At 69.2% G+C, this 21,430-nt stretch carries 22 protein-coding genes; 19 read left to right on the forward strand and 3 right to left on the reverse strand.

The genetic code is table 11. From position 1 onward, the window contains the following. Position 1 precedes the first annotated feature (1 nt). From thrC to prfA, 4 genes are all read left to right on the forward strand, one after another. The gene (gene thrC / locus EHF32_RS01385; protein WP_137416457.1) at positions 2 to 1,087 is read left to right on the forward strand and encodes a threonine synthase; all 1,086 of its coding nucleotides are present in this window, start codon (positions 2 to 4) and stop codon (positions 1,085 to 1,087) included. After that, the gene (gene thrB / locus EHF32_RS01390) at positions 1,084 to 2,028 is read left to right on the forward strand and encodes a homoserine kinase (RefSeq protein ID WP_137416458.1); all 945 of its coding nucleotides are present in this window, start codon (positions 1,084 to 1,086) and stop codon (positions 2,026 to 2,028) included. The genes thrC and thrB overlap by 4 nt, the downstream gene beginning before the upstream one ends. Positions 2,029 to 2,205: 177 nt before the next feature. After that, a complete protein-coding gene (rho, locus tag EHF32_RS01395; protein ID WP_238343762.1) occupies positions 2,206 to 4,155 on the forward strand; it encodes a transcription termination factor Rho in 1,950 nt (649 codons plus the stop codon). 26 nt (positions 4,156 to 4,181) lie between these two features. Continuing rightward, positions 4,182 to 5,258, forward strand: a complete 1,077-nt coding sequence (gene prfA, locus EHF32_RS01400) for a peptide chain release factor 1 (protein WP_137416459.1) — start codon at positions 4,182 to 4,184, stop codon at positions 5,256 to 5,258. A gap of 10 nt (positions 5,259 to 5,268) precedes the next feature. On the opposite strand, the gene EHF32_RS01405 is transcribed toward prfA, so the two are convergent. The 3 genes from EHF32_RS01405 to cysK form a co-directional block, all read right to left on the reverse strand. Continuing rightward, the gene (locus EHF32_RS01405) at positions 5,269 to 6,666 is read right to left on the reverse strand and encodes an amidase (protein ID WP_137416460.1); all 1,398 of its coding nucleotides are present in this window, start codon (positions 6,664 to 6,666) and stop codon (positions 5,269 to 5,271) included. A 107-nt stretch (positions 6,667 to 6,773) separates the two neighbouring features. Beyond that, positions 6,774 to 7,349, reverse strand: coding sequence for a serine O-acetyltransferase EpsC (epsC, locus tag EHF32_RS01410; RefSeq protein WP_137416461.1), 576 nt, complete (start codon positions 7,347 to 7,349; stop codon positions 6,774 to 6,776). Next, positions 7,349 to 8,287, reverse strand: coding sequence for a cysteine synthase A (cysK, locus tag EHF32_RS01415; RefSeq protein ID WP_137416462.1), 939 nt, complete (start codon positions 8,285 to 8,287; stop codon positions 7,349 to 7,351). Before cysK ends, epsC begins: the two co-directional genes overlap by 1 nt. A gap of 97 nt (positions 8,288 to 8,384) precedes the next feature. On the opposite strand from cysK, the gene prmC reads away from it, so the two are divergent. From prmC to EHF32_RS01490, 15 genes are all read left to right on the forward strand, one after another. Next, complete coding sequence (gene prmC, locus EHF32_RS01420) at positions 8,385 to 9,290, forward strand: peptide chain release factor N(5)-glutamine methyltransferase (RefSeq protein WP_137416463.1); 906 nt, start codon at positions 8,385 to 8,387, stop codon at positions 9,288 to 9,290. A gap of 66 nt (positions 9,291 to 9,356) precedes the next feature. Further along, a complete protein-coding gene (locus EHF32_RS01425; protein ID WP_137416464.1) occupies positions 9,357 to 10,055 on the forward strand; it encodes an L-threonylcarbamoyladenylate synthase in 699 nt (232 codons plus the stop codon). Next, complete coding sequence (locus EHF32_RS01430; protein WP_137416465.1) at positions 10,052 to 11,218, forward strand: MraY family glycosyltransferase; 1,167 nt, start codon at positions 10,052 to 10,054, stop codon at positions 11,216 to 11,218. The genes EHF32_RS01425 and EHF32_RS01430 overlap by 4 nt, the downstream gene beginning before the upstream one ends. Continuing rightward, the gene (locus tag EHF32_RS01435) at positions 11,215 to 11,712 is read left to right on the forward strand and encodes a hypothetical protein (RefSeq protein ID WP_137416466.1); all 498 of its coding nucleotides are present in this window, start codon (positions 11,215 to 11,217) and stop codon (positions 11,710 to 11,712) included. Before EHF32_RS01430 ends, EHF32_RS01435 begins: the two co-directional genes overlap by 4 nt. Before the next feature lie 114 nt (positions 11,713 to 11,826). Then, positions 11,827 to 12,651, forward strand: a complete 825-nt coding sequence (atpB, locus tag EHF32_RS01440) for a F0F1 ATP synthase subunit A (RefSeq protein WP_192900672.1) — start codon at positions 11,827 to 11,829, stop codon at positions 12,649 to 12,651. A gap of 40 nt (positions 12,652 to 12,691) precedes the next feature. Further along, the gene (gene atpE / locus EHF32_RS01445) at positions 12,692 to 12,928 is read left to right on the forward strand and encodes a F0F1 ATP synthase subunit C (protein WP_137416467.1); all 237 of its coding nucleotides are present in this window, start codon (positions 12,692 to 12,694) and stop codon (positions 12,926 to 12,928) included. 28 nt (positions 12,929 to 12,956) lie between these two features. Continuing rightward, on the forward strand, positions 12,957 to 13,517 hold the full coding sequence (locus EHF32_RS01450) for a F0F1 ATP synthase subunit B (RefSeq protein ID WP_137416468.1): 561 nt from the start codon (positions 12,957 to 12,959) through the stop codon (positions 13,515 to 13,517). Beyond that, the gene (locus tag EHF32_RS01455; protein ID WP_137416469.1) at positions 13,517 to 14,308 is read left to right on the forward strand and encodes a F0F1 ATP synthase subunit delta; all 792 of its coding nucleotides are present in this window, start codon (positions 13,517 to 13,519) and stop codon (positions 14,306 to 14,308) included. The genes EHF32_RS01450 and EHF32_RS01455 overlap by 1 nt, the downstream gene beginning before the upstream one ends. 62 nt (positions 14,309 to 14,370) lie before the next feature. After that, positions 14,371 to 16,011: a F0F1 ATP synthase subunit alpha gene (gene atpA, locus EHF32_RS01460; RefSeq protein ID WP_137416470.1), complete on the forward strand. Its 1,641-nt coding sequence runs from the start codon at positions 14,371 to 14,373 to the stop codon at positions 16,009 to 16,011. A gap of 18 nt (positions 16,012 to 16,029) precedes the next feature. Further along, a complete protein-coding gene (locus EHF32_RS01465) occupies positions 16,030 to 16,935 on the forward strand; it encodes a F0F1 ATP synthase subunit gamma (protein ID WP_137416471.1) in 906 nt (301 codons plus the stop codon). A 17-nt stretch (positions 16,936 to 16,952) separates the two neighbouring features. Then, positions 16,953 to 18,407 carry a F0F1 ATP synthase subunit beta gene (gene atpD, locus EHF32_RS01470; RefSeq protein WP_137416472.1) on the forward strand — a complete coding sequence of 485 codons (1,455 nt, stop codon included), beginning with the start codon at positions 16,953 to 16,955 and terminating at the stop codon, positions 18,405 to 18,407. Positions 18,408 to 18,409: 2 nt separating this feature from the next. Beyond that, positions 18,410 to 18,670, forward strand: coding sequence for a F0F1 ATP synthase subunit epsilon (locus EHF32_RS01475; RefSeq protein WP_137416473.1), 261 nt, complete (start codon positions 18,410 to 18,412; stop codon positions 18,668 to 18,670). Between the two features lie 64 nt (positions 18,671 to 18,734). Next, complete coding sequence (locus EHF32_RS01480) at positions 18,735 to 19,484, forward strand: YaaA family protein (RefSeq protein ID WP_137416474.1); 750 nt, start codon at positions 18,735 to 18,737, stop codon at positions 19,482 to 19,484. A 119-nt stretch (positions 19,485 to 19,603) separates the two neighbouring features. Next, complete coding sequence (locus EHF32_RS01485; RefSeq protein WP_137416475.1) at positions 19,604 to 20,443, forward strand: DUF5684 domain-containing protein; 840 nt, start codon at positions 19,604 to 19,606, stop codon at positions 20,441 to 20,443. Positions 20,444 to 20,590: 147 nt separating this feature from the next. Beyond that, complete coding sequence (locus EHF32_RS01490) at positions 20,591 to 21,361, forward strand: PP2C family protein-serine/threonine phosphatase (protein WP_192900673.1); 771 nt, start codon at positions 20,591 to 20,593, stop codon at positions 21,359 to 21,361. Positions 21,362 to 21,430: the final 69 nt, after the last annotated feature.

The raw sequence follows: 21,430 nt of genomic DNA on the forward strand, positions 1-21,430 counted from the left end.
CATGGCACACCTCTGGCGCGGAGTCCTCCGCGAGTACGCCGACCGCCTCGGCGTGACCGACGCCTCCACGGTGGTCACCCTCGGCGAGGGCGGCACCCCGCTCATCCCGGCACCGGCGCTGTCGCACCGCACCGGTGCCGAGGTCTGGGTCAAGTTCGAGGGCATGAACCCGACGGGCTCGTTCAAGGACCGCGGCATGACGGTGGCGCTCTCGCGCGCCGTGGAGCACGGGGCCAAGGCCGTCATCTGCGCCTCCACGGGCAACACCTCGGCATCGGCCGCCGCCTACGCCGCGCACGCCGGCATCACCGCGGCCGTGCTCGTGCCCGAGGGCAAGATCGCGATGGGCAAGCTGAGTCAGGCCGTGGCGCACGGCGGCAAGCTCATCCAGATCCGCGGCAACTTCGACGACTGCCTGGAGATCGCGCGCGAGCTCGCCGCGAACTATCCGGTGCACCTCGTCAACTCGGTCAACCCCGACCGCATCGACGGTCAGAAGACGGCTGCATACGAAGTCGTCTCCCAGTTGGGCGACGCCCCCGACTTCCACATCGTCCCCGTCGGCAACGCGGGCAACTACACCGCTTACACCCGCGGCTACACCGAAGAGGCCGAGCGCGGCGTCTCCACCAAGGTGCCGCGGATGTTCGGCCTCCAGGCCGCTGGCTCCGCACCGCTCGTGCGCGGCGAGGTCGTCAAGAACCCCGAGACGGTGGCCAGCGCCATCCGCATCGGGAACCCCGCATCCTGGCAGTTCGCCCTCGAGGCGCGCGACGCCACGGACGGCTGGTTCGGCGCGATCGAGGACGACCGCATCCTCGCCGCGCAGAAGCTGCTGAGCGAGACGGTCGGCGTCTTCGTCGAACCCGCCTCGGCGATCTCCGTCGCGGGTCTGCTCGACCGCGCCGAGGCCGGAGTGATCCCCGCGGGCGCACGCGTCGTGCTCACCGTCACCGGTCACGGTCTCAAAGACCCGCAGTGGGCCCTGCGCGACGCGTCCGGCGGCGAGGTCGCCCCCACGGTCGTGGACAACTCCGTCTCGGAGGTCGCCTCGGTGCTGGAGCTCGCCCCGCAGGGCTCTCGATGACGGTCGCCGTGGGCCGCGCGGTGACAGTGCGCGTGCCCGCCACGAGCGCCAATCTCGGGCCCGGCTTCGACACGCTCGGCCTGGCGCTGAGCGTCTACGACGAGCTCGAGGTCGAAGCACTCGAGCCGGGCCTGCTCGAGATCGAGGTCGACGGTGCCGGCGCCGATCAGGTGCCGCGCGATGCGTCGCACCTCGTCGTGCGGGCCATCGCATACGCCTTCGCGGATGCGGGTCGGCCCATGCCGGGCCTGCGCCTGCGGGCGCGCAACGTCATTCCCCACGGGCGGGGCATGGGCTCCTCCGGTGCCGCCGTCGTGTCGGGGCTCCTGGCCGCCAAGGGTCTGCTCGAGGGCGACGTGGATCTCGACGCCGACACACTGCTGCGGCTCGCCACGGAGCTCGAGGGCCACCCCGACAACGTCGCCCCCGCGCTCTTCGGAGGTCTCACGATCGCGTGGGTCGACGAGGGCGGTCCGCAGCACAAGAAGCTGCTCGTGCACCGCGGTGTGTCCCCCATCGTCTTCGTGCCCGAGTTCACGATGTCGACCTCGGTCGCGCGGGGCCTGCAGCCCGACCAGTTCTCGCGCGCGGACGCGGTCTTCAACGTGTCGCGCTCGGCGCTGTTGATCGCGGCGCTCACGCAGAGCCCCGAACTGCTCATGGCGGCCACCGAGGACAAACTGCATCAGAGTTATCGCGCCGCAGCCATGCCCGAGACGGATCGCCTCGTGCAGGCGCTGCGTCGCGAGGGGTTCGCGGCGGTCGTCTCGGGAGCGGGGCCGTCCGTGCTCGTGCTCGCCGACGGCCCCGGACGCCGTCTGGAAGCCGCCCAGTTGGTCGCCTCGCACGCGGACACTCCGTGGGAGGCGCTCATGCTCGCGGTCGACTTCAAGGGTGGTACAGTGAGGGACAACGCGGAGGGTGCCACGTCACTGACGTGAATCTGGCCTCCGTCGCAATCTGCGAACCGGCCGCGTGACCCCTGCACTCATACCCGCGACACATCCCCGCGATGCGGTCGCGCGTATCCCGAGCATGCGCTGGGTGTAGACGAATGCCTGTCTGTTGGGCCTTCTGTGCGGTCACGCGCTGACACACGTTTCATCAAGGGAGTACTCGTGGAGTCCATCTCCGAGATCCAGTCCACCGACGCCAACGTCGACGACACCGTCGCCGAGGCCGTCCCCGCCGCCGAGGCTCCGGCCGTCGAGGCGCCCGAGTCCGAGGCGCCGGCAGTCGAGGCCCCGGCGAAGGCGCCGCGCAAGCGCGCGCCCCGCCGCGCGAAGAGCGCCGAGGCAGCCGCTGCGGACGCCCCTGCTGCTGGCGAGGTCGCCGACCAGGCGCCTGCCGCATCCGAGGCTCCGGCCGCCGAGGCGCCCGCCGACCCCGCCCCCGTCGCGGACGAGGCAGCCGCCGAGGAGGCGCCCGCCGCGAAGGCACCGGCCAAGAAGGCGCCGCGCCGGGCTCGCAAGTCCGCAGCCGCTCCGGAGGAGGCGCCCGCCGAGGCCGCTCCGAGCGCCGCCGAGCCGGCAGCGCCGGAGACCGCTGCCGTGTCGACGGATGCGGCGTCGGTCGAGACCGCGTCCGAGACCGCATCTGCCGAGGCAGCCGACACGGCACCCGCCGCCGACGCCTCCGGTGAGAACGCCCCCGGCGCCGAGGGCGAGCAGAGCGGCCGCAGCCGCAGCCGTAGCCGTAGCCGCAACCGCAACCGTCGTGAGAACGCTCAGGGCGCAGCGGGGCAGAACGGCCAGAACGGGCAGCAGAACCAGGGGCAGAACGCCGCCCCCGCCGCCGAGGACGACGAGCAGCAGTCCGGCCGGGGCCGCCAGCGCAACAAGCGTCGCGGCCAGGGCCAGGGCGACGAGTTCGAGACCGAGATCGGCGAGGACGACGTCCTCATCCCGATCGCAGGTGTGCTCGACGTGCTCGACAACTACGCGTTCGTGCGCACGACCGGCTACCTGCCGGGTGCGAGCGACGTGTACGTCTCGCTCGGCCAGGTCAAGAAGTACAACCTCCGCAAGGGCGACGCGGTCGTCGGCGCGATCAAGCAGCCCCGTGAGGGCGAGCAGTCGGGCCGCCAGAAGTACAACGCGCTCGTCAAGGTCGACGCGATCAACGGGCTCTCGGTCGAGGATGCGGCCGAGCGCGTCGAGTTCGGCAAGCTCACCCCGCTCTACCCGCAGGAGCGTCTGCGCCTGGAGACCGCGCCCGAGAAGCTGACGCAGCGCATCATCGATCTCGTCGCTCCCATCGGCAAGGGCCAGCGCGGCCTCATCGTCGCGCCGCCGAAGGCCGGCAAGACGATCGTTCTCCAGCAGATCGCCAACGCGATCGCGCACAACAACCCCGAGGTCCACCTCATGGTCGTGCTCGTCGACGAGCGCCCCGAGGAGGTCACCGACATGCAGCGCACGGTGAAGGGCGAGGTCATCGCCTCCACCTTCGACCGTCCCGCGGAAGACCACACCACGGTCGCCGAGCTCGCCATCGAGCGCGCGAAGCGCCTCGTGGAGCTCGGTCGCGACGTCGTCGTGCTGCTCGACTCGATCACCCGTCTGGGCCGCGCCTACAACGTGTCCGCGCCCACGAGCGGTCGTGTGCTCTCCGGCGGTGTCGACGCCGCTGCGCTCTACCCGCCCAAGCGCTTCTTCGGCGCCGCACGCAACATCGAGAACGGCGGCTCGCTGACGATCCTCGCGACCGCGCTGGTCGAGACCGGTTCCAAGATGGACGACGTCATCTTCGAGGAGTTCAAGGGCACCGGCAACAGCGAGCTGCGTCTGAGCCGTCAGCTCGCCGACAAGCGCATCTTCCCCGCGGTCGACGTCAACGCGTCGAGCACGCGCCGCGAAGAGATGCTGCTTTCGGCGGACGAGGTCAAGATCACCTGGAAGCTGCGCCGCGCGCTGGCGGGTCTCGACCCGCAGCAGGCCCTCGAGGTCGTGCTCGGCAAGCTCAAGGAGACCTCCTCGAACGTCGAGTTCCTCGTGCAGATGCAGAAGTCCATCCCGGCTCCGGCCTCGGGCGGACACTCGCACGGTCACGAGAACAACATCCGCTGATCCCGTCGGCCGTGTCCGATTCCGGCATGTTCGAGTCCGTTCGCGGACTCCTCGACGAGCACAGAGCGGTCCAGGAGGAGCTCTCCGACCCCGCCGTGCACGCGGATGCCGCGCGCGCGAAACGCGTGAACCGGCGCTACGCCGAGCTCTCACGCATCGTGCACGCGTATGAGGCGTGGCAGGGGGCCGTGGAGGATCTCGCCGCCGCCCGTGAGCTCGCGGGCGAGGATGCGGCGTTCGCCGACGAGGTCCCCGCCCTCGAAGAGCAGCGTGATGCCGCTCAGGAGCGGCTGCGGCGCCTGCTCATCCCGCGCGACCCCGACGACGCGCGCGACGTGATCATGGAGATCAAGGCCGGCGAGGGTGGTGCCGAGAGCGCGCTGTTCGCCGCGGATCTGCTGCGCATGTACGTGCAGTACGCGGCGTCGCAGGGGTGGAAGACCGAACTGCTCGAGCGCAACGAATCGGACCTGGGCGGCTACAAGGACGTCCAGGTGGCCATCAAGGGCGCGAGCTCCGATCCCGCGGCCGGGGTGTGGGCCCATCTGAAGTACGAGGGCGGCGTGCACCGCGTGCAGCGGGTGCCGGCGACCGAGTCGCAGGGCCGCATCCACACGTCGACGACGGGTGTGCTCGTCTTCCCCGAGGTCGACGAGCCGGAGGAGATCCAGATCGATCAGAACGATCTGAAGATCGATGTCTTCCGTTCGTCCGGTCCCGGCGGGCAGTCGGTCAACACCACCGATTCGGCCGTGCGCATCACCCACGTGCCCACGGGCATCGTGGTCTCGATGCAGAACGAGAAGAGCCAGCTGCAGAACCGGGAGGCCGCGATGCGCGTGCTGCGTGCCCGCCTGCTCGCCAAGCAGCAGGAGGAGCGGGACGCGGCCGCATCCGACGCCCGCCGCTCGCAGATCCGGGGCATGGACCGTTCCGAGCGCATCCGCACGTACAACTTCCCCGAGAACCGGATCGCCGACCACCGCACCGGCTATAAGGCCTACAACCTCGACCAGGTCATGGACGGTGCGCTGGGGCCCATCATCGACTCCGCCATCGCGGCGGATGAAGAGGCCCGATTGGCGGCGCTCGCGGGAGAGTGAGCGCGCTCGGTCACCAGCCGGGCGGATGCGGCAGCGTGCCGCGGTGGTCCTCGAGCTCTGCCGCCAGCGACAGGATGGTGGCCTCGCCGCCGGGCCGCCCGACCAGCTGCACCGACACCGGGTGGCCCGATTCGGTGATGCTCACCGGGAGCGTCACCGCAGGCAGCCCTGCGACGTTCACGAAGCTCGAGTACGGCGCGTACTCCACCTGGAGGGCGAAGGTCCGGAGCGGATCGTGCCCCTCGTACCAGCCGACCGGACGCGGCGCCTGTGCGAGGGCGGGCATCAGGATGGCGTCGTAGGGCGCGAAGGCGGAGACGGTCTGTCGCTCGAACGCGCGTGCGGCGCTCAGCGTCTCCAGCGCCTCGGGCCCCGACAGGGCGCGCCCCTCCTGCACGAGCCACGCGGTCAGCGGTTCGACGAGACCGCGGTCGGCATCCGTGAGCGGGATCCGCGCGGCACTGACTCGCCACAGCCTGCGGAACATGTCGGCGTAGCCGCGCGGGCGCCAGAGGGCGTCCTCGACGTCGTGCCCGTCGCCGGTGAGCCAGGATGCGGCGCGCTCGACCGCCTCGCGTGCGTCGGGATCCAGGCGGATGTCCTCGTCGTCGTCCCACGGAGAGACCGTGGTGACGCCGATTCGGGCGGGTGGCGGCATCCGTCGCACGACATCGAAGACGCTGCCCGATCCCGGTGCCGCGGTCGCGTAGGGGTACGGCGCGAGCTGCGCCAGGGCGTCGAAGAGGTAGGCGGCGTCGGCGACGCTGCGCGCGAGGGGACCCGTCACCGCGAGCTGGTCGGGGGAGTCCAGGCCCGACCCGATCGGCAGGCGTCCGCGCGACGGCTTCAGACCGACGACGCCGACCGTGGCCGCAGGGATGCGGATCGAGCCGCCGCCGTCGGAGCCCACCGCGGCAGGCAGTAGACCCGCGGACACGGCCACGGCGGCGCCGCCGCTCGAGCCGCCCGCGCCGTTCGCCGTGTCCCAGGGGTCGCGCGTGGGCAGCCCGGTGAGCGGCTCCGTGTAGCCGGTCAGACCGAACTCGCTCGTCGCCGTCTTGCCGAGGTTCACGGCACCGGCGGCATCGAGGGCGATCGCCAGCGGATCCGACACGGCGGGGATGTGATCCGCGCGGGATCGGGAGCCGTACCGGGTGGGGATGCCCGCCCGCGCCACGAGGTCCTTGTCCGCGTGGGGGACACCGTGGAGGGGGCCGCGCGTCGTGGCCCGTGAGAGGTGCTGCGCGCGCTCGAGCGCGGCATCAGCGGTGACCTCGGCGAACGCACCCAGATCCGTGCGCGCCGCGATGCGCGACAGGTAGTGCCGCGTGGTCTCGAGCGGGTCGAGATCGCCGTCGCGCAGCATCCGCGCCACCTCGACGAGGGACAGCTCGTGCAGCTCGCTCATCTCTCGAGCGTACGGGGCCGCGACGTCTGCACGACCAGTGGTGTGCGAGTGCCCTGGTGGGGCGGACGCGGCGCCGAAGTCAGAGCGGGTCGTGCAGGCGGCACGGGCTAGATCGAGTACTCGGGCGCGGTGAGCAGCGCGCGGGTGTCCTCGTTGCCCCTGCGCGGCCGAGCCTTCGCCGGCACGCCGACCAGCACGCTGTCGGCCGGGGCGTCGCGCGTGACCACGGCGTTGGCTCCGACGACGCTGTGCGCGCCGATACGCACGGGCCCGAGGATCTTGGCACCGGCGCCGACCGCGACACCGTTGCCGAGCGTCGGATGCCGCTTGCCGCCTTCGCGCTGGCGGCCGCCCAGGGTGACCCCGTGGTAGAGCATGACGTCATCGCCGACCTCCGCCGTCTCGCCGATCACGACGCCCATGCCGTGGTCGATGAAGAAGCGGCGGCCGATCCGAGCGCCGGGATGGATCTCGATGCCCGTGAGCCATCGCGTCACCTGGGATCCCGCCCGTGCGAGGAAGCGCACGCGCCGACGCCACAGCGCGTGCCAGACGCGATGTGCCCAGATCGCGTGGAGTCCCGGGTACAGCAGAGCGATCTCCACTCCGCCGCGGGCGGCGGGATCCCGCATCCGGGCGGCGGCGATGTCCTCCCGGATGCGGCGAATCACAGCGACCGGCATCAGTCCTCGCGGAGGTCTTCGAACAGTGCAGTGGTGAGGTAGCGCTCGCCCGCCGACGGGATGATGACGACGATGTTCTTGCCCGCGGCCTCGGGGCGTGCGGCGATCTGGAGAGCGGCCCAGATCGCGGCGCCGCTGGACATGCCCACGAGCACGCCGTCCTTGGCGGCGGTCTCCCGGGCGACGCGGATCGCGTCGTCGAACTCGACGTCGATGACCTCGTCGATGATGTCCCGGTTGAGGATGGCCGGGACGAAGTTCGGCCCGATGCCCTGGATCTTGTGCGGCCCCGGGTGGCCCTTGGTGAGGATGGGGGAGTCGGCGGGCTCGACGGCGACGATCTTCACGCCCGGCACGCGCTCCTTGAGCACCTCGCCCACACCCGTGATCGTGCCGCCCGTGCCGATGCCCGCGACGAAGTAGTCGACCTTGCCCTCGGTGTCGCGCAGGATCTCCTCGGCCGTCGTGCGGCGGTGGATGGCGGGATTCGCCTCGTTCTCGAACTGGCGGGCCCAGACGGCGCCGGGCGTCTCGGCGACGATGCGCTTGGCCTCGTCGACCGCGAACGACATGCCCTTCGTCGGGTCGGTGAGCACCAGCTCGGCGCCGAAGGCCTTCAGCAGGATGCGGCGCTCCTTCGACATGGAGGCGGGCATGGTCAGGATGACGCGGTAGCCGCGGGCGGCGCCCACCATCGCGAGGGCGATGCCGGTGTTGCCGCTCGTCGACTCCACGATCGTGCCGCCGGGCCCCAGCTCGCCGGACGCCTCCGCGGCGTCGACGATCGCGATCCCGAGGCGGTCCTTCACGCTGGAGGCGGGGTTGTAGAACTCGAGCTTGGCCAGGACGACGCCGTCGACGCCCTCCGTCACACGGTTCAGACGCACGAGAGGCGTCTCGCCGAACGCGGAGGTGATGTCGGAGTGGATGCCGGGCATGACGCGACCTTTCGAGTCGGGGACGAGGTGCGCCCAGCCTAGGGGAGCAATCCCGCCGGAGGCCGAGTATGACGCAGCGGGTAGGCTGGGCGGGCCCATGTGCCCTTCCACGCCTTCCGACCAGGATGTCCACGCGGCCGCGACATCGCGGATCGACGTCGTCCTCGGCGACGTCTCGGCGCGCTTCGCCCGTGCCGGCATCGTCGACCCGCGCGTCGATGCCGAGCTGCTCCTGGCACACGTGCTGGGGATCGGTCGCGGGGAGGTGCAAGCTGCGGCCATCCGCGCAGCCGAGCTCGACGCCGCCGCGCGCGAGCGCCTCATGCGTCTCGTGGAGCGCCGTGCGGCACGCGAGCCGCTGCAGCATCTGACGGGCGTGGCGCCGTTCCGGCATCTGGAGCTCTCCGTCGGTCCGGGCGTGTTCGTGCCCCGCCCCGAGACCGAGATGGTCGCCCAGCTGGCCATCGACGCCCTGCGTGCCAGTGCATCGCCCGAGCCGGTCGCGGTCGATCTCGGGACCGGTTCCGGCGCGATCGCGCTGTCGATGGCGACCGAGGTGCCGCATGCGCGGGTGCACGCCGCGGAGAACTCCGTCGACGCCTACATCTGGGCCAAGGAGAACTTCGCGCGGGTGAACGCGCCGAACGCTCGGCTTGTCTTCGCCGACCTGTCGGACGCGTTCGGCGATCTCGACCAGAGCGTCTCGGTCCTGGTGTCCAACCCGCCTTATGTCCCCGCGGAGGCGATTCCGCGCGACCCGGAGGTCCGCCTCTACGATCCGCCGCAGGCGCTGTACGGCGGCGAGGACGGCCTCGACGTCGTGCGTGTGCTCGCCCAGGTCGGCCTGCGGCTGCTGCACCCGGGGGGCACGATCGTCATCGAGCACGCCGAGGTGCAGGGGGCGTCGGTCCGCGAGGTCTTGACCACGGCGGGGTGGCGATCGGCCGCCACGCACCCCGACCTCACGCTGCGTGACCGCGCCACCACCGCGATCCGACCCTGATCCCGTGACGTGAGCGCCGCCGCGCTCCCCGGCAGGCGGCCGCCTCGCACGTAGAATGGAGCCGACATGTCCCCTCTCTACGACTGCCGCGACGAGTCGCAGCTCCTGGCCGGTATGCGCGCAGCCCGCCAGGCGATCGCACGCGGCGAGCTCGTCGTCATGCCCACCGACACCGTCTACGGCGTCGCCGCTGACGCGTTCAGCCCCTCCGCGGTCGCTGCGTTGCTCGCGGCGAAGGGCCGGGGACGCCAGCAGCCTCCGCCCGTGCTCGTCGCAGGCCTGTCGACCGTGCGTGCGCTCGTGAGCGACCTGCCCGAGCCCATCGAACGCCTGGTCGAGGCGCATTGGCCGGGCGGGCTCACCGTCGTCCTGCCCGCTCAGCCCTCGCTGTCCTGGGATCTGGGGGAGACGCGCGGCACGGTGGCCGTTCGGATGCCGGCGCACCGGCTCGCCCTGGAGCTGCTCGAGGAGACCGGTCCGCTGGCCGTCTCGAGCGCGAACCTCACCGGCAAGCCCGCCGCGATCGACGCGCACGGCGCGTTCGAGATGCTCGGTGACAGCGTGTCGGTGTACCTCGACGACGGTGCGAGTGATCGCGGCGTGCCGTCGACCATCATCGATGCGACGCCGCTCGCGTTCGGCGGCACGGGACACGCCCGCATCCTCCGCTACGGTGCCGTCGACCGCTCCGAGATCCTGGCGGTCCTGGGCGACCGGCTCGAGCCGGAGCCGGAGCCGGATGAGGGCGCGGGCGACTCCGCGTGACGCAGTACCTGCTGATCGCCGTCGTCACGGCGCTCATCACGGCGGCTCTGTCGTGGACGGTCTGGCGTGTCGCCATCCGGTACAAACTCCACCCGGCGATCCGCGAACGCGATGTCCACACCCGCCCGACGCCGCGCCTGGGCGGGATCGCGATGTTCCTCGGGGTGCTTGCGGCCTTCGCCATCTCCTCCACGAACCCGTTCTTCTCGATCTTCTGGATCGACCCGTGGCCGATCCTCTCGATCCTCGCCGCGACGCTGTTGATCGTGCTCGTCGGCATCGCGGACGACCTCTGGGACCTCGACTGGATGATCAAGCTGGGTGCCCAGTTCGTCGCGGCGGGCATCATCGCCTGGTTCGGGCACATCCAGATCTACGCCTTGCCGATCGGCGGGGTCACCGTGGGCTCGAGCTGGATGAGCATCGTGCTCACGGTGTTCTCGATCGTCATCGTGATGAACGCGGTCAACTTCATCGACGGACTGGACGGTCTCGTGGCGGGAGTGTGTCTGATCGCCAACGGCATCTTCTTCGTCTACGCGTACGTCCTCACCCGCGATGTCGGTGCCAGCACCTACTTCAATCTGTCTTCCTTCATCGCCGTCGTCCTCGTCGGCGCGTGCGCGGGGTTCCTGCCGTTCAACTGGCACCGCGCGAAGATGTTCATGGGCGACTCGGGCGCCCTGATGCTCGGACTGCTCATGGCGACCTCCGCTGTCTCGATCACCGGCAACCTGCCGCCGGCCGCGTTGGATCCCGACCAGCTGGGTCGATCGCAGCTGCTGGGTGCCTTCATCCCGATCCTGCTGCCCATCGCCGTCGTCATCCTGCCGCTGCTGGACTTCGGGTCCGCAGTGTTTCGTCGGATGCGGGCGGGCAAGTCGCCGTTCTCACCCGATCGCAAGCACCTGCACCATCGGATGCTCGACATGGGCCATTCCGACCGCGATGCCGTGCTCATCTTCTACGCGTGGACGGCGATCATCGGGATCACTTTCCTGCTGATGTACATCGCCACCCGTGAGGACTGGTTCGGCCAGTACTGGATCGGAGTGGCCTTCGGCGTGGTCGGCGTCGCCGCCTGCCTCGTCGTCACCTTCCTGCCCGCCCGCCGTTCGAGATCCACCACAGCCCCCGACGAGATCGCCGAGGAAACTCCATGAATGCCCCCACCCCCGTCTCCAGTACGCCCTTCCTGCGCACCGCCCTGCTGTGGTTCGCCGCTGTGATCGGCGTCCTGCTGGTCGCCGGAGCCGTCGGGGGACTGCTCGTCGCCGGCGTCGAGGGACTGATCAGCGCGCTGGTCGGCGTGCTGATCTCCGCCGTCTTCCTCGGGATCACCGCCGGCAGCATCCTCATCGCCAACCGCTGGTTCGGCGACCCGCTGTACGTGCCGATCTTCTTCGGCATCGTCCTGGGCGGGTGGATCCTCAAGCTCGTCGTGTTCGTGCTGGTCATGCTCGCGCTGCGCGGGGCGGCGTGGATCGTGCCGGGCGTCTTCTTCGTGGCCCTGGTGGTGAGCGTCATCGCCTCGCTCGTGGTCGATGTCGTCGTGCTCATGCGACGCCGGCTGCCGCACGTCTCGGACACCACACTGCCCACCGACCCGGAAGAGGGGGAGCGCACCGATGACGCCCACCCGTCGGGGTCGGTGTGACGGGCGACCCTGGGAGTTTGATAGGCTGTTCCGGCACCCGACCACGAGCGCCAGAGTGCCCGAGCGCGGTGTACATCATCCATCGTCGCAACGGTTTAGACCGGTGCCCCGAAGTTGGAGCAAGCGCTGTTTAGTCAAGCTGCGACCCTGATCGTTTCCGCCGAGGAATCCGGCCCCGAGTTCCATGCGCCCTCCATCTGGGAATTCTTCCCGGATGCGATCCTCTTCGAGGGATCTCCCTTCGCGATCACGCGGATCAACCTGATCCAGATCCTGGCCACCGTCGTGCTCGTCGTGCTGTTCCTGGTCGGTACGCGACGGATGCGTCTGATCCCCACCCGCTTCCAGAGCGTCGTGGAGATGGGGCTCGATTTCGTCCGCGTCAACATCGCGCACGACCTGCTGGGCCGCAAGGACGGCAACCGCTTCCTGCCGATCCTCACGACCATCTTCTTCATGGTCCTGTTCATGAACATCACGGGCATCATCCCGGGTCTGAACATCGCCGGCACCAGCGTCATCGCGGTTCCGCTGCTGCTCGCCGTCGTGGCGTATGTCACCTTCATCTACGCCGGCGTCAAGAAGAGCCCCGGCAAGTTCTTCAAGAACTCTCTGATGCCCTCCGGCGTGCCGTGGCCGCTGTACATCATCATCATCCCGCTCGAGTTCCTGTCGACCTTCATCATCCGTCCCGTGACGCTCACCCTGCGTCTGCTGATGAACATGATCGTCGGGCACCTCATGCTCGTGCTGTTCTTCGCCGCGACGCAGTTCTTCGTCTTCGGGCTCAGCGGATTCTGGACGCTGCTCGGCGCCGGAACACTCGCCTTCGGCTTCGCCTTCACCCTCTTCGAGATCCTGGTGGCCTTCCTCCAGGCATACGTCTTCACCATCCTGACCGCGGTCTACATCCAGCTCGCTGTCGCTGAAGAGCACTGATCGGGACGGCACCCGCCGCCCACAACGAAAGGAAACATCCGTGGACGCAACTACGGTTCTCGCCCAGGTGACCGGATCTGTCGCGACGATCGGCTACGGCCTCGCCGCCATCGGCCCCGCGATCGGCGTGGGCATCGTCGTCGGCAAGACGATCGAGGGCGTCGCTCGCCAGCCCGAGCTCGCCGGCCGCCTGCAGGTCCTCATGTTCATCGGTATCGCCTTCACCGAGGCGCTCGCCTTCATCGGTATCGCGACCGGCTTCATCTTCGGCGCCTGAGCCCCATCGACCAAAGTAAGGAGACAGGATGCTGAACGCTCTTGTCGCCCGCGCCGCCGAGGAAGGTGGCGCGGCAGCCCCGAGCCCCCTCATCCCGGCGGTGTACGACATCGTCTGGTCGGCGGTGTGCTTCGTCGTCATCCTGTTCGTCTTCTGGCGCGTCGTGCTTCCTCGGATGCAGGAGCTCCTCGACAAGCGGGCCGCCGCGATCGAGGGCAACATCGCCAAGGCCGACGAGGCACAGCGTCAGGCCGAGGCCGCGCTGGAGGAGTACACCGCTCAGCTCGCCGAGGCGCGCAAGGAAGCCGGTGAGATCCGTGAGGTCGCCCGCGAGGACGGCAAGAAGATCGTCGCCGAGGCACGTGAGGCCGCGTCGACCGAGGCTGCCCGTGTGAGCGCCCAGGCGCGCGCCCAGATCGAGGCCGAGCGCCAGACCGCCCTGGTCACGCTGCGCGCCGAGGTCGGCACGCTCGCTCTCGATCTCGCCGGCGGCGTGATCGGCGAGAAGCTGAGCGACGACAAGGCCGCTCAGGGCGTCGTCGACCGCTTCCTCGAAGAGCTCGAGGCCTCCGAGAAGGCGGCCAACTAATGGGAAGCGCCACCACGCACGCCCTCGCGGTGACCACCACCGCTCTGGGTGAGGCATCCGGTGTGGATCTCGAGGTCGCGGGCGAGCTGTTCCAGGCCGCCCGCGTCCTCGGCTCCTCGTCCGCGCTCGCGGGCGCGGTGTCCGATTCCGCCGCGGCCGGCGACGCGCGCCGCAAGGTCATCGCGGACGTGTTCGGTCCGAGGTTCTCCTCGGTCGCCGTGCAGCTGCTGGAGGCCGTGGTGGTGCAGCGCTGGTCCTCCGCCGACGAGCTCGTCGACGGTGTCGAGGAGCTCGCGGTGCGGGCCGCGTCCGTCGCGGCATCCGACGCGGACCTCGAGGGTGAGCTCTTCGCCTTCTCCCGCACGGTCGCCGAGAACCCCGAGCTCGAGCTCGCCCTCGGCTCGCGCATGGGTGACAACGCCGCCAAGGGCGCGCTCGTCGAGAAGCTCCTCGACGGTCGTGCGAGTGCGGCGACGGTCCGGGTGGTGTCCGGTCTCGTGCAGCAGCCGCGCGAGCGTCGGGTCCGCCAGGCGCTCACGCGTGCCCTGTCATTGGTCGCGGCGCAGCGTGGCCGAGTCGTGGCCACCGTCACGGTGGCGACACCGCTCAGCGACGCGCAGAGCGAGCGACTCCGCTCCACCCTGTCGGCACGGTACGGCGCCGACGTGGCGCTGAACACGGTCATCGACCCGTCGATCGTCGGCGGACTGCGTGTGCAGATCGCCGACGACGTCATCGACGCGAGCGTCTCCGCGCGTCTCGCCGATCTCCGTCAGCGGCTCGCCGGCTGACAAGACTTCCCGCCGCACGGCGGAGACTTCGGGGCCGAGGCCCCATGAACCGAAGGAAGACAATGGCAGACATCTCCATCAGCCCCGACGTCATCCGTGACGCCCTGAAGGACTTCGTCGCAGCATACGAGCCGACCGGCGCCGCGACGGCAGAGGTCGGGTCCGTCATCGACGCCGGCGACGGCATCGCGCACGTCGAGGGCCTCCCCGGCCTCATGGCCAACGAGCTCGTCGTGTTCGAAGACGGCACCCAGGGCCTCGCGCTGAACCTCGACGAGAAGGAAGCCGGTGTGGTCGTCCTCGGCGACTTCGCCGGCATCGAGGCCGGTCAGCCGGTCACTCGCACCGGTGAGGTCCTCTCCGCGCCCGTCGGCGACGGCTTCCTCGGCCGGGTCGTCGACCCGCTCGGTAACCCCATCGACGGTCTCGGCGCCATCGAGGCCGAGGGTCGTCGTGCCCTTGAACTGCAGGCGCCCGGCGTCATGCAGCGCAAGAGCGTGCACGAGCCCCTGCAGACCGGCATCAAGGCGATCGACGCCATGATCCCCGTCGGCCGTGGCCAGCGCCAGCTCATCATCGGCGACCGCCAGACGGGCAAGACGGCCATCGCGATCGACACGATCATCAACCAGAAGGCCAACTGGGAGTCGGGCGATGTCAACAAGCAGGTGCGCTGCATCTACGTCGCCATCGGCCAGAAGGGCTCCACGATCGCATCCGTGAAGGGTGCGCTCGAAGACGCCGGCGCGATGGAGTACACGACGATCGTCGCCGCTCCCGCCTCCGACCCCGCCGGCTTCAAGTACCTCGCCCCCTACACCGGTTCGGCCATCGGCCAGCACTGGATGTACGGCGGCAAGCACGTCCTGATCATCTTCGACGACCTGTCGAAGCAGGCCGAGGCCTACCGTGCCGTCTCGCTGCTGCTGCGCCGCCCGCCGGGCCGCGAAGCCTACCCGGGTGACGTGTTCTACCTGCACTCGCGCCTGCTCGAGCGCTGCGCGAAGCTGAGCGACGAGCTGGGAGCGGGCTCGATGACGGGTCTTCCCATCATCGAGACGAAGGCCAACGACGTGTCGGCCTACATCCCGACCAACGTGATCTCGATCACCGACGGCCAGATCTTCCTGCAGTCCGACCTGTTCAACGCCAACCAGCGTCCCGCGGTCGACGTGGGTATCTCGGTATCGCGTGTCGGTGGTGACGCCCAGGTCAAGTCCATCAAGAAGGTCTCGGGCACGCTGAAGCTGGAACTCGCGCAGTATCGCTCCCTCGAGGCGTTCGCGATGTTCGCCTCCGACCTGGATGCGGCCTCGCGTCGTCAGCTCGAGCGTGGTGCTCGCCTGACCGAGCTGCTGAAGCAGCCGCAGTACTCGCCGTACCCGGTGGAGGAGCAGGTCGTCTCGATCTGGGCCGGCACCAACGGCAAGCTCGACGCGATCGCGGTCGAGGACGTGCTGAAGTTCGAGCGCGAGCTGCTGGACCACCTGCGTCGCAACACGCAGGTTCTCGACACCCTCCGCGACACCAACGTGCTCGACGACGCGACCGTCGCCGAGCTCGAGAAGGTCACTGACGAATTCATCCTGGAATTCACCTCCGGTGGCGCCAAGGCCATCGGCGCCCCCGGCAACGAGCAGTTCGCTGCCGCCGAGGTCGAGGACATCAACCAGGAGAAGATCGTCAAGGGCCGTCGCGGCTGACGTACGGAGCCGTAAATCATGGGCGCTCAACTCAGGGTCTACAAGCAGAAGATCGCTTCTGCTCAGACGACCAAGAAGATCACGAAGGCGATGGAGCTCATCGCGGCTTCGCGCATTCAGAAGGCGATGACGCGCGTGCGCGCATCCTCGCCCTTCGCGCAGGCCGTGACGCGGGCCGTGTCGGCCGTCGCGACGTACTCGAACGTCGACCACCCGCTCACGCGTGAGCCCGAGGTGATCCGCCGCTCCGCCGTCGTGATCTTCTCGTCCGACCGCGGATTGGCGGGGGCGTTCAACTCGCAGATCATCCGGGCGGGCCTGGAACAGGGCGAGCTTCTGCGCAGCGAGGGCCGCGAGCCGGTGTTCTACCTCGTCGGTCGCAAGGCGGTCGGGTTCTTCCAGTTCCGCAAGCTCGAAGCGGCCGCGGAGTGGACGGGTGACACCGACACACCGCACTTCTCGACCGCTGAAGAGATCGCGGACACGCTGCTCGAGGCCTTCCGCCGCGGCGGCGGAGCGGGCGGGGTGGATGAGATCCACCTCGTATACAACCGCTTCGTGAGCATGATGACCCAGAGCCCGGAGACCGTGCGTCTCCTCCCGCTCGAGGTCGTCGAGGCGGCCGAAGAGGCGTCGTCGTCCGCGGCGGCGGTCTACCCGCTCTACGAGTTCGAGCCGGATGCCGAGGCCGTTCTGGATTCCCTGCTCCCGGTGTACATCCAGAGCCGCGTCTTCAACGCCCTCCTGCAGTCCTCGGCGGCCAAGCACGCCGCCACGCAGAAGGCGATGAAGTCGGCCAGCGACAACGCCGACAAGCTCATCACCGACTACACCCGCCTGCGCAACAACGCGCGTCAGGCCGAGATCACGCAGCAGATCGCCGAGATCGTCGGCGGCGCCGACGCCCTGGCGTCCGGCAAGTAGAAAACGAGGAAGACACCATGACCACCACCGCAACGGCCGATCAGGCGTCCGTCGCCGTCGTCGGGCGCGTCGCGCGCGTGACCGGCCCCGTCGTCGACATCGAGTTCCCGCACGACGCGATCCCCGACATCTACAACGCGCTCAAGACCACGATCACCATCGGCGAGGAGTCGACGGAGATCACGCTCGAGGTCGCCCAGCACCTGGGTGATGACCTCGTGCGCGCCATCGCCCTGAAGCCCACGGACGGTATCGTCCGCGGCCAGGAGGTGCGCGACACCGGTGGCCCGATCACGGTTCCCGTGGGCGATGTCACCAAGGGCAAGGTCTTCAACGTGACCGGCGACGTCCTCAACGCCGCTCCGGGCGAGCAGGTCGAGATCACCGAGCGCTGGGGCATCCACCGCCAGGCGCCGAGCTTCGACCAGCTCGAGTCGAAGACGGAGATGTTCGAGACCGGCATCAAGAGCATCGACCTGCTCACCCCGTACGTGCAGGGCGGCAAGATCGGCCTGTTCGGCGGTGCCGGTGTCGGCAAGACCGTCCTCATCCAGGAGATGATCCAGCGCGTCGCGCAGGACCACGGTGGTGTGTCGGTGTTCGCCGGCGTCGGTGAGCGCACCCGTGAGGGCAACGACCTCATCGGTGAGATGGAGGAGGCAGGCGTTTTCGACAAGACCGCCCTCGTCTTCGGCCAGATGGACGAGCCGCCGGGGACGCGTCTTCGTGTCGCACTGTCGGCTCTGACGATGGCGGAGTACTTCCGCGACGTGCAGAAGCAGGACGTGCTGCTGTTCATCGACAACATCTTCCGCTTCACGCAGGCCGGTTCCGAGGTTTCCACGCTGCTGGGCCGTATGCCCTCCGCCGTGGGTTACCAGCCGAACCTCGCCGACGAGATGGGTGTGCTCCAGGAGCGCATCACGTCGACGCGCGGACACTCGATCACCTCGCTGCAGGCGATCTACGTCCCCGCCGACGACTACACCGACCCGGCTCCGGCGACGACGTTCGCGCACCTCGACGCGACCACCGAGCTGTCGCGTGAGATCGCGTCGAAGGGCCTGTACCCCGCGATCGACCCGCTGACCTCGACCAGCCGCATCCTGGACCCGCGCTACATCGGTGAGGACCACTACCGCGTGGCCACCTCGGTGAAGCAGATCCTTCAGAAGAACAAGGAGCTGCAGGAGATCATCGCGATCCTCGGTGTCGACGAGCTCTCCGAAGAGGACAAGATCGTCGTGTCGCGTGCACGCCGTATCCAGCAGTTCCTCTCGCAGAACACCTACATGGCGAAGAAGTTCACCGGTGTCGAGGGCTCCACGGTCCCCATCAAGGAGACCATCGAGTCGTTCGACGCGATCGTCAAGGGCGAGTTCGACCACGTGGCCGAGCAGGCCTTCTTCAACGTCGGCGGTATCTCCGATGTCGAGGCCAAGTGGGCGCAGATCCAGAAGGAGAACGGCTGATCATGCCGCTCAAGGTGAGTCTGGTCTCCGCGGATGCCGAGGTCTGGTCCGGTGAGGCCGACCTGGTCATCGCGAAGACCATCGAGGGCGAGATCGGTTTCATGACCGGTCACGAGCCGGTGCTGGCGATCCTCGCCGAGGGGCAGGTGCGCATCACCGAGCCCGGTGGGAACAAGATCGTCGCGAACGCGCACGACGGCTTCATCTCCGTCGAGCACGACCAGGTCACGATCGTGGCCGGCAACGCGGCACTCGTTTCCTGACCCGCATCCCGCACACACGCCGTCCGCTCTCGCGGGCGGCGTGTGTCGTTCTCCTGGAGTGACCATGCTCGTGCTGCTGCCACCGTCCGAGACCAAGCGTGCCGGTGGCGCGGGCGCACCGTGGAGCTCGGCGGCCCTGCGGCTGCCGCAGCTCACGCCGCAACGCGAGGCGGTCGTATCGGCGCTCGTGGAACTCTCTCGCGACGAGGATGCGGCCGCGAAGGTCCTCAAGCTGAGCGTGCGTCAGCGGGGGGAGGTGGCGGTCAACGCCGCGCTGCGGTCATCTCCCACCATGCCGGCGGTCGACCGTTACACGGGCGTCCTGTTCGACGCCCTCGACGCCTCATCTCTCGATGCGCGGGCGCGACGGTGGCTCGGAGAGCATGTGCTGATCCACTCCGCCCCCTTCGGGCCGGTCGGCGCTCTCGATCCGATTCCGGCCTACCGGCTGGGGGCCGGCGCGTCTCTGCCGGGCCTCGCCCCGCTGCGCCGGCATTGGGCCGAGGCCGCGACGTCAGCGCTCGGGCAGAACGGGGCGCACTTCATCCTGGACCTGCGATCCGAGGCCTACGTCGCGCTCGGGCCTGTTCCGACGGAATCCGCATCGGCCTACGTCCGTGTCGTCACCACAGGTGCGGACGGCGAGGTGCGGGCGCTCAACCACTTCAACAAGCACGCCAAGGGTGCCCTCGTCCGCCGGCTCGCCGAGGAGCGTCCGCGGATCGCGTCGCGTGGTGCGTTCCTCCGCTGGACGAAGGGCGCCGGGATCGCGGTCGCCGACGCCGAGAACGGCGAACTCCGCCTCACGGTATGAGGGTTCATCCCCAACTTCACGCAAGCCCCTGTCAGGCAACACTCAGGCTCGCTACGATGTGAGCCGCGGGACGGGTGGTTCCGCGAGGCGACTCTGCCTCTGACCCGAGAGGATTCCCCGTGAACCCTTATGCGTACGACTATGACTACGGCTATTCCAGCGCCGCGTTCCTGGGATTCTTCGCCGTCTTCTTCGGCGTCTTCCTTCTGATCGGTATCGCCGTCTACGTCGTCTCCTCGATCTTCTACAACAAGCTCTTCGAGAAGGCCGGCGTCGAGGGCAAGTGGCGCGGCTGGGTGCCCGTGTACCGCGAGATGGTGTTCGTGAAGCTCGGCGACCTCAACCCCTGGTGGCTCCTCGTGCTCTTCGGCGCGTCCTTCGTGCTGAGCCTGATCCCGTACATCGGCACGTTCTTCGCCCTCCTCCCCTCGTTGGCATCGACCGTGTACCTGGTGATGGCCGCGTACCGTGTCGGGCAGAAGCTGCAGAAGGAAGGCGCGTGGGTCGTCCTCTACTTCTTCCTCAGCATCGTCTGGCTCGGCATCATGGCCTACGACAAGTCGCGGTGGAACCCGCAGATCCCGCCGGCGCCGTGGGGCCGCAGCTTCCTCGGGGACAACGTCGTGTGGTCCGGCATTCCGGTACAGCCGGGTGCTCCCGCCCCGCAGGGTGCCTACGGCGCCCCCGGTGCGTACCCGCCCCCCGCCGGTTACACCCAGCCCGGCGGCTACCCGCGGCAGCCCGGTGCGTACCCGCCCCCGCCGCAGCAGGGTGGCTACGCTGCTCCCGGTGCGTACCCGCCGCCGGCCCCGCAGCCGGGCGCATACCCGCCGCCGGCGTACACCCCTCCTCCCGCCGACGGCGCGGCCGCGCCGAGCGACCCGGCCGTCCCGCCCACGGCTCCGCCGGCGCCGCCGACCACGCCCGGTTCGGATGAGGCCGAGCCCCCACGCGGCTGAGAGATTCCCTCGGCGAGCCTCCGTTCCCCGTGAACGGAGGCTCGCCGCATCCGGCCCGCCGGGTCCGATCCGCCGGGTGCAGTCGTTAGGATGTGAGGACCGCGCCGACATCGGCGTGCCCATATCCCCCCGATGGAAGGACACCGCGTGCCCGAGGCTGCGACCCGGCGGCGCACTGTGCCGCTGCCGCAGGGATCGATCGAGCTCGCCTGGGCGGCTCTGACGGATGTCGGACGCCGCCGCGAGGTCAATCAGGACGCTGTGTTCGCCGAGTATCCGTTGTTCGTCGTTGCGGACGGTATGGGCGGGCACATCGGAGGGGAGATCGCCAGCTCCAGCACCGTGAACCGCCTCGAGGCGATCGTCGGTTCGGGATCCGTGACGCCCAAGACCATCGAGAAGGCGCTCGCGAAGGCTGTCAAGGACATCGCGTCGCACCCCGATGCCACCGATGACGGCACGGGTACCACCGTGACGGGTGTCTTCCTCGAACTCACCGGGAACGAGCCGCACTGGGTGAGTCTGAACATCGGAGATTCGCGGGTCTATCTGCTCCGCGACGACACCCTCGTGCAGATCACGACCGATCACTCCGTTGTTCAGGAGCTGGTCGCAGCCGGGCGACTCAGCCCCGAAGAGGCCGAGCATCACCCCTACGGCAACGTGATCACGCGTGCCGTGGGGCCGAGCGACAGCGTGCGCCCGGATTACATCCGGCTCGACGTGCTCGATGGCGATCGTTTCGTCGTGTGCTCGGACGGGTTGACCAAAGAGCTCACGGACTACGGCATCCAGCACTTCCTGCGCGAGCACGAGGACCCGGCCGAAGCGGCGGCCGCCATGATGGATGCGGCGCTCGAGAACGGTGGACGCGACAACGTCACCGTGATCGTACTGAACGTCACACGCACCGACTGATCCTCCACAGGCCCTCCGCTGCCGCGAGGCGTGCCACCCGAGCGACCTGGTCGGTCTGCCGCAGCAAAC

The sequence above is a fragment of the Microbacterium sp. RG1 genome (genome assembly GCF_005347485.1).
Taxonomy (GTDB): domain Bacteria; phylum Actinomycetota; class Actinomycetes; order Actinomycetales; family Microbacteriaceae; genus Microbacterium; species Microbacterium binotii_A.

Excerpts from the sequence above, each read along its gene's own strand:
- prmC (WP_137416463.1), top strand. The coding sequence starts at position 8,385 with ATGTGCCCTTCCACGCCTTCCGACCAGGATGTCCACGCGGCCGCGACA.
- thrB (WP_137416458.1), top strand. The coding sequence starts at position 1,084 with ATGACGGTCGCCGTGGGCCGCGCGGTGACAGTGCGCGTGCCCGCCACG.
- EHF32_RS01480 (WP_137416474.1), top strand. The coding sequence starts at position 18,735 with ATGCTCGTGCTGCTGCCACCGTCCGAGACCAAGCGTGCCGGTGGCGCG.
- atpA (WP_137416470.1), top strand. The coding sequence starts at position 14,371 with ATGGCAGACATCTCCATCAGCCCCGACGTCATCCGTGACGCCCTGAAG.
- epsC (WP_137416461.1), bottom strand. The coding sequence starts at position 7,349 with ATGCCGGTCGCTGTGATTCGCCGCATCCGGGAGGACATCGCCGCCGCC.
- EHF32_RS01465 (WP_137416471.1), top strand. The coding sequence starts at position 16,030 with ATGGGCGCTCAACTCAGGGTCTACAAGCAGAAGATCGCTTCTGCTCAG.
- EHF32_RS01405 (WP_137416460.1), bottom strand. The coding sequence starts at position 6,666 with ATGAGCGAGCTGCACGAGCTGTCCCTCGTCGAGGTGGCGCGGATGCTG.
- cysK (WP_137416462.1), bottom strand. The coding sequence starts at position 8,287 with ATGCCCGGCATCCACTCCGACATCACCTCCGCGTTCGGCGAGACGCCT.
- EHF32_RS01455 (WP_137416469.1), top strand. The coding sequence starts at position 13,517 with ATGGGAAGCGCCACCACGCACGCCCTCGCGGTGACCACCACCGCTCTG.
- atpD (WP_137416472.1), top strand. The coding sequence starts at position 16,953 with ATGACCACCACCGCAACGGCCGATCAGGCGTCCGTCGCCGTCGTCGGG.
- EHF32_RS01450 (WP_137416468.1), top strand. The coding sequence starts at position 12,957 with ATGCTGAACGCTCTTGTCGCCCGCGCCGCCGAGGAAGGTGGCGCGGCA.
- EHF32_RS01435 (WP_137416466.1), top strand. The coding sequence starts at position 11,215 with ATGAATGCCCCCACCCCCGTCTCCAGTACGCCCTTCCTGCGCACCGCC.
- prfA (WP_137416459.1), top strand. The coding sequence starts at position 4,182 with ATGTTCGAGTCCGTTCGCGGACTCCTCGACGAGCACAGAGCGGTCCAG.
- EHF32_RS01425 (WP_137416464.1), top strand. The coding sequence starts at position 9,357 with ATGTCCCCTCTCTACGACTGCCGCGACGAGTCGCAGCTCCTGGCCGGT.
- thrC (WP_137416457.1), top strand. The coding sequence starts at position 2 with ATGGCACACCTCTGGCGCGGAGTCCTCCGCGAGTACGCCGACCGCCTC.
- EHF32_RS01475 (WP_137416473.1), top strand. The coding sequence starts at position 18,410 with ATGCCGCTCAAGGTGAGTCTGGTCTCCGCGGATGCCGAGGTCTGGTCC.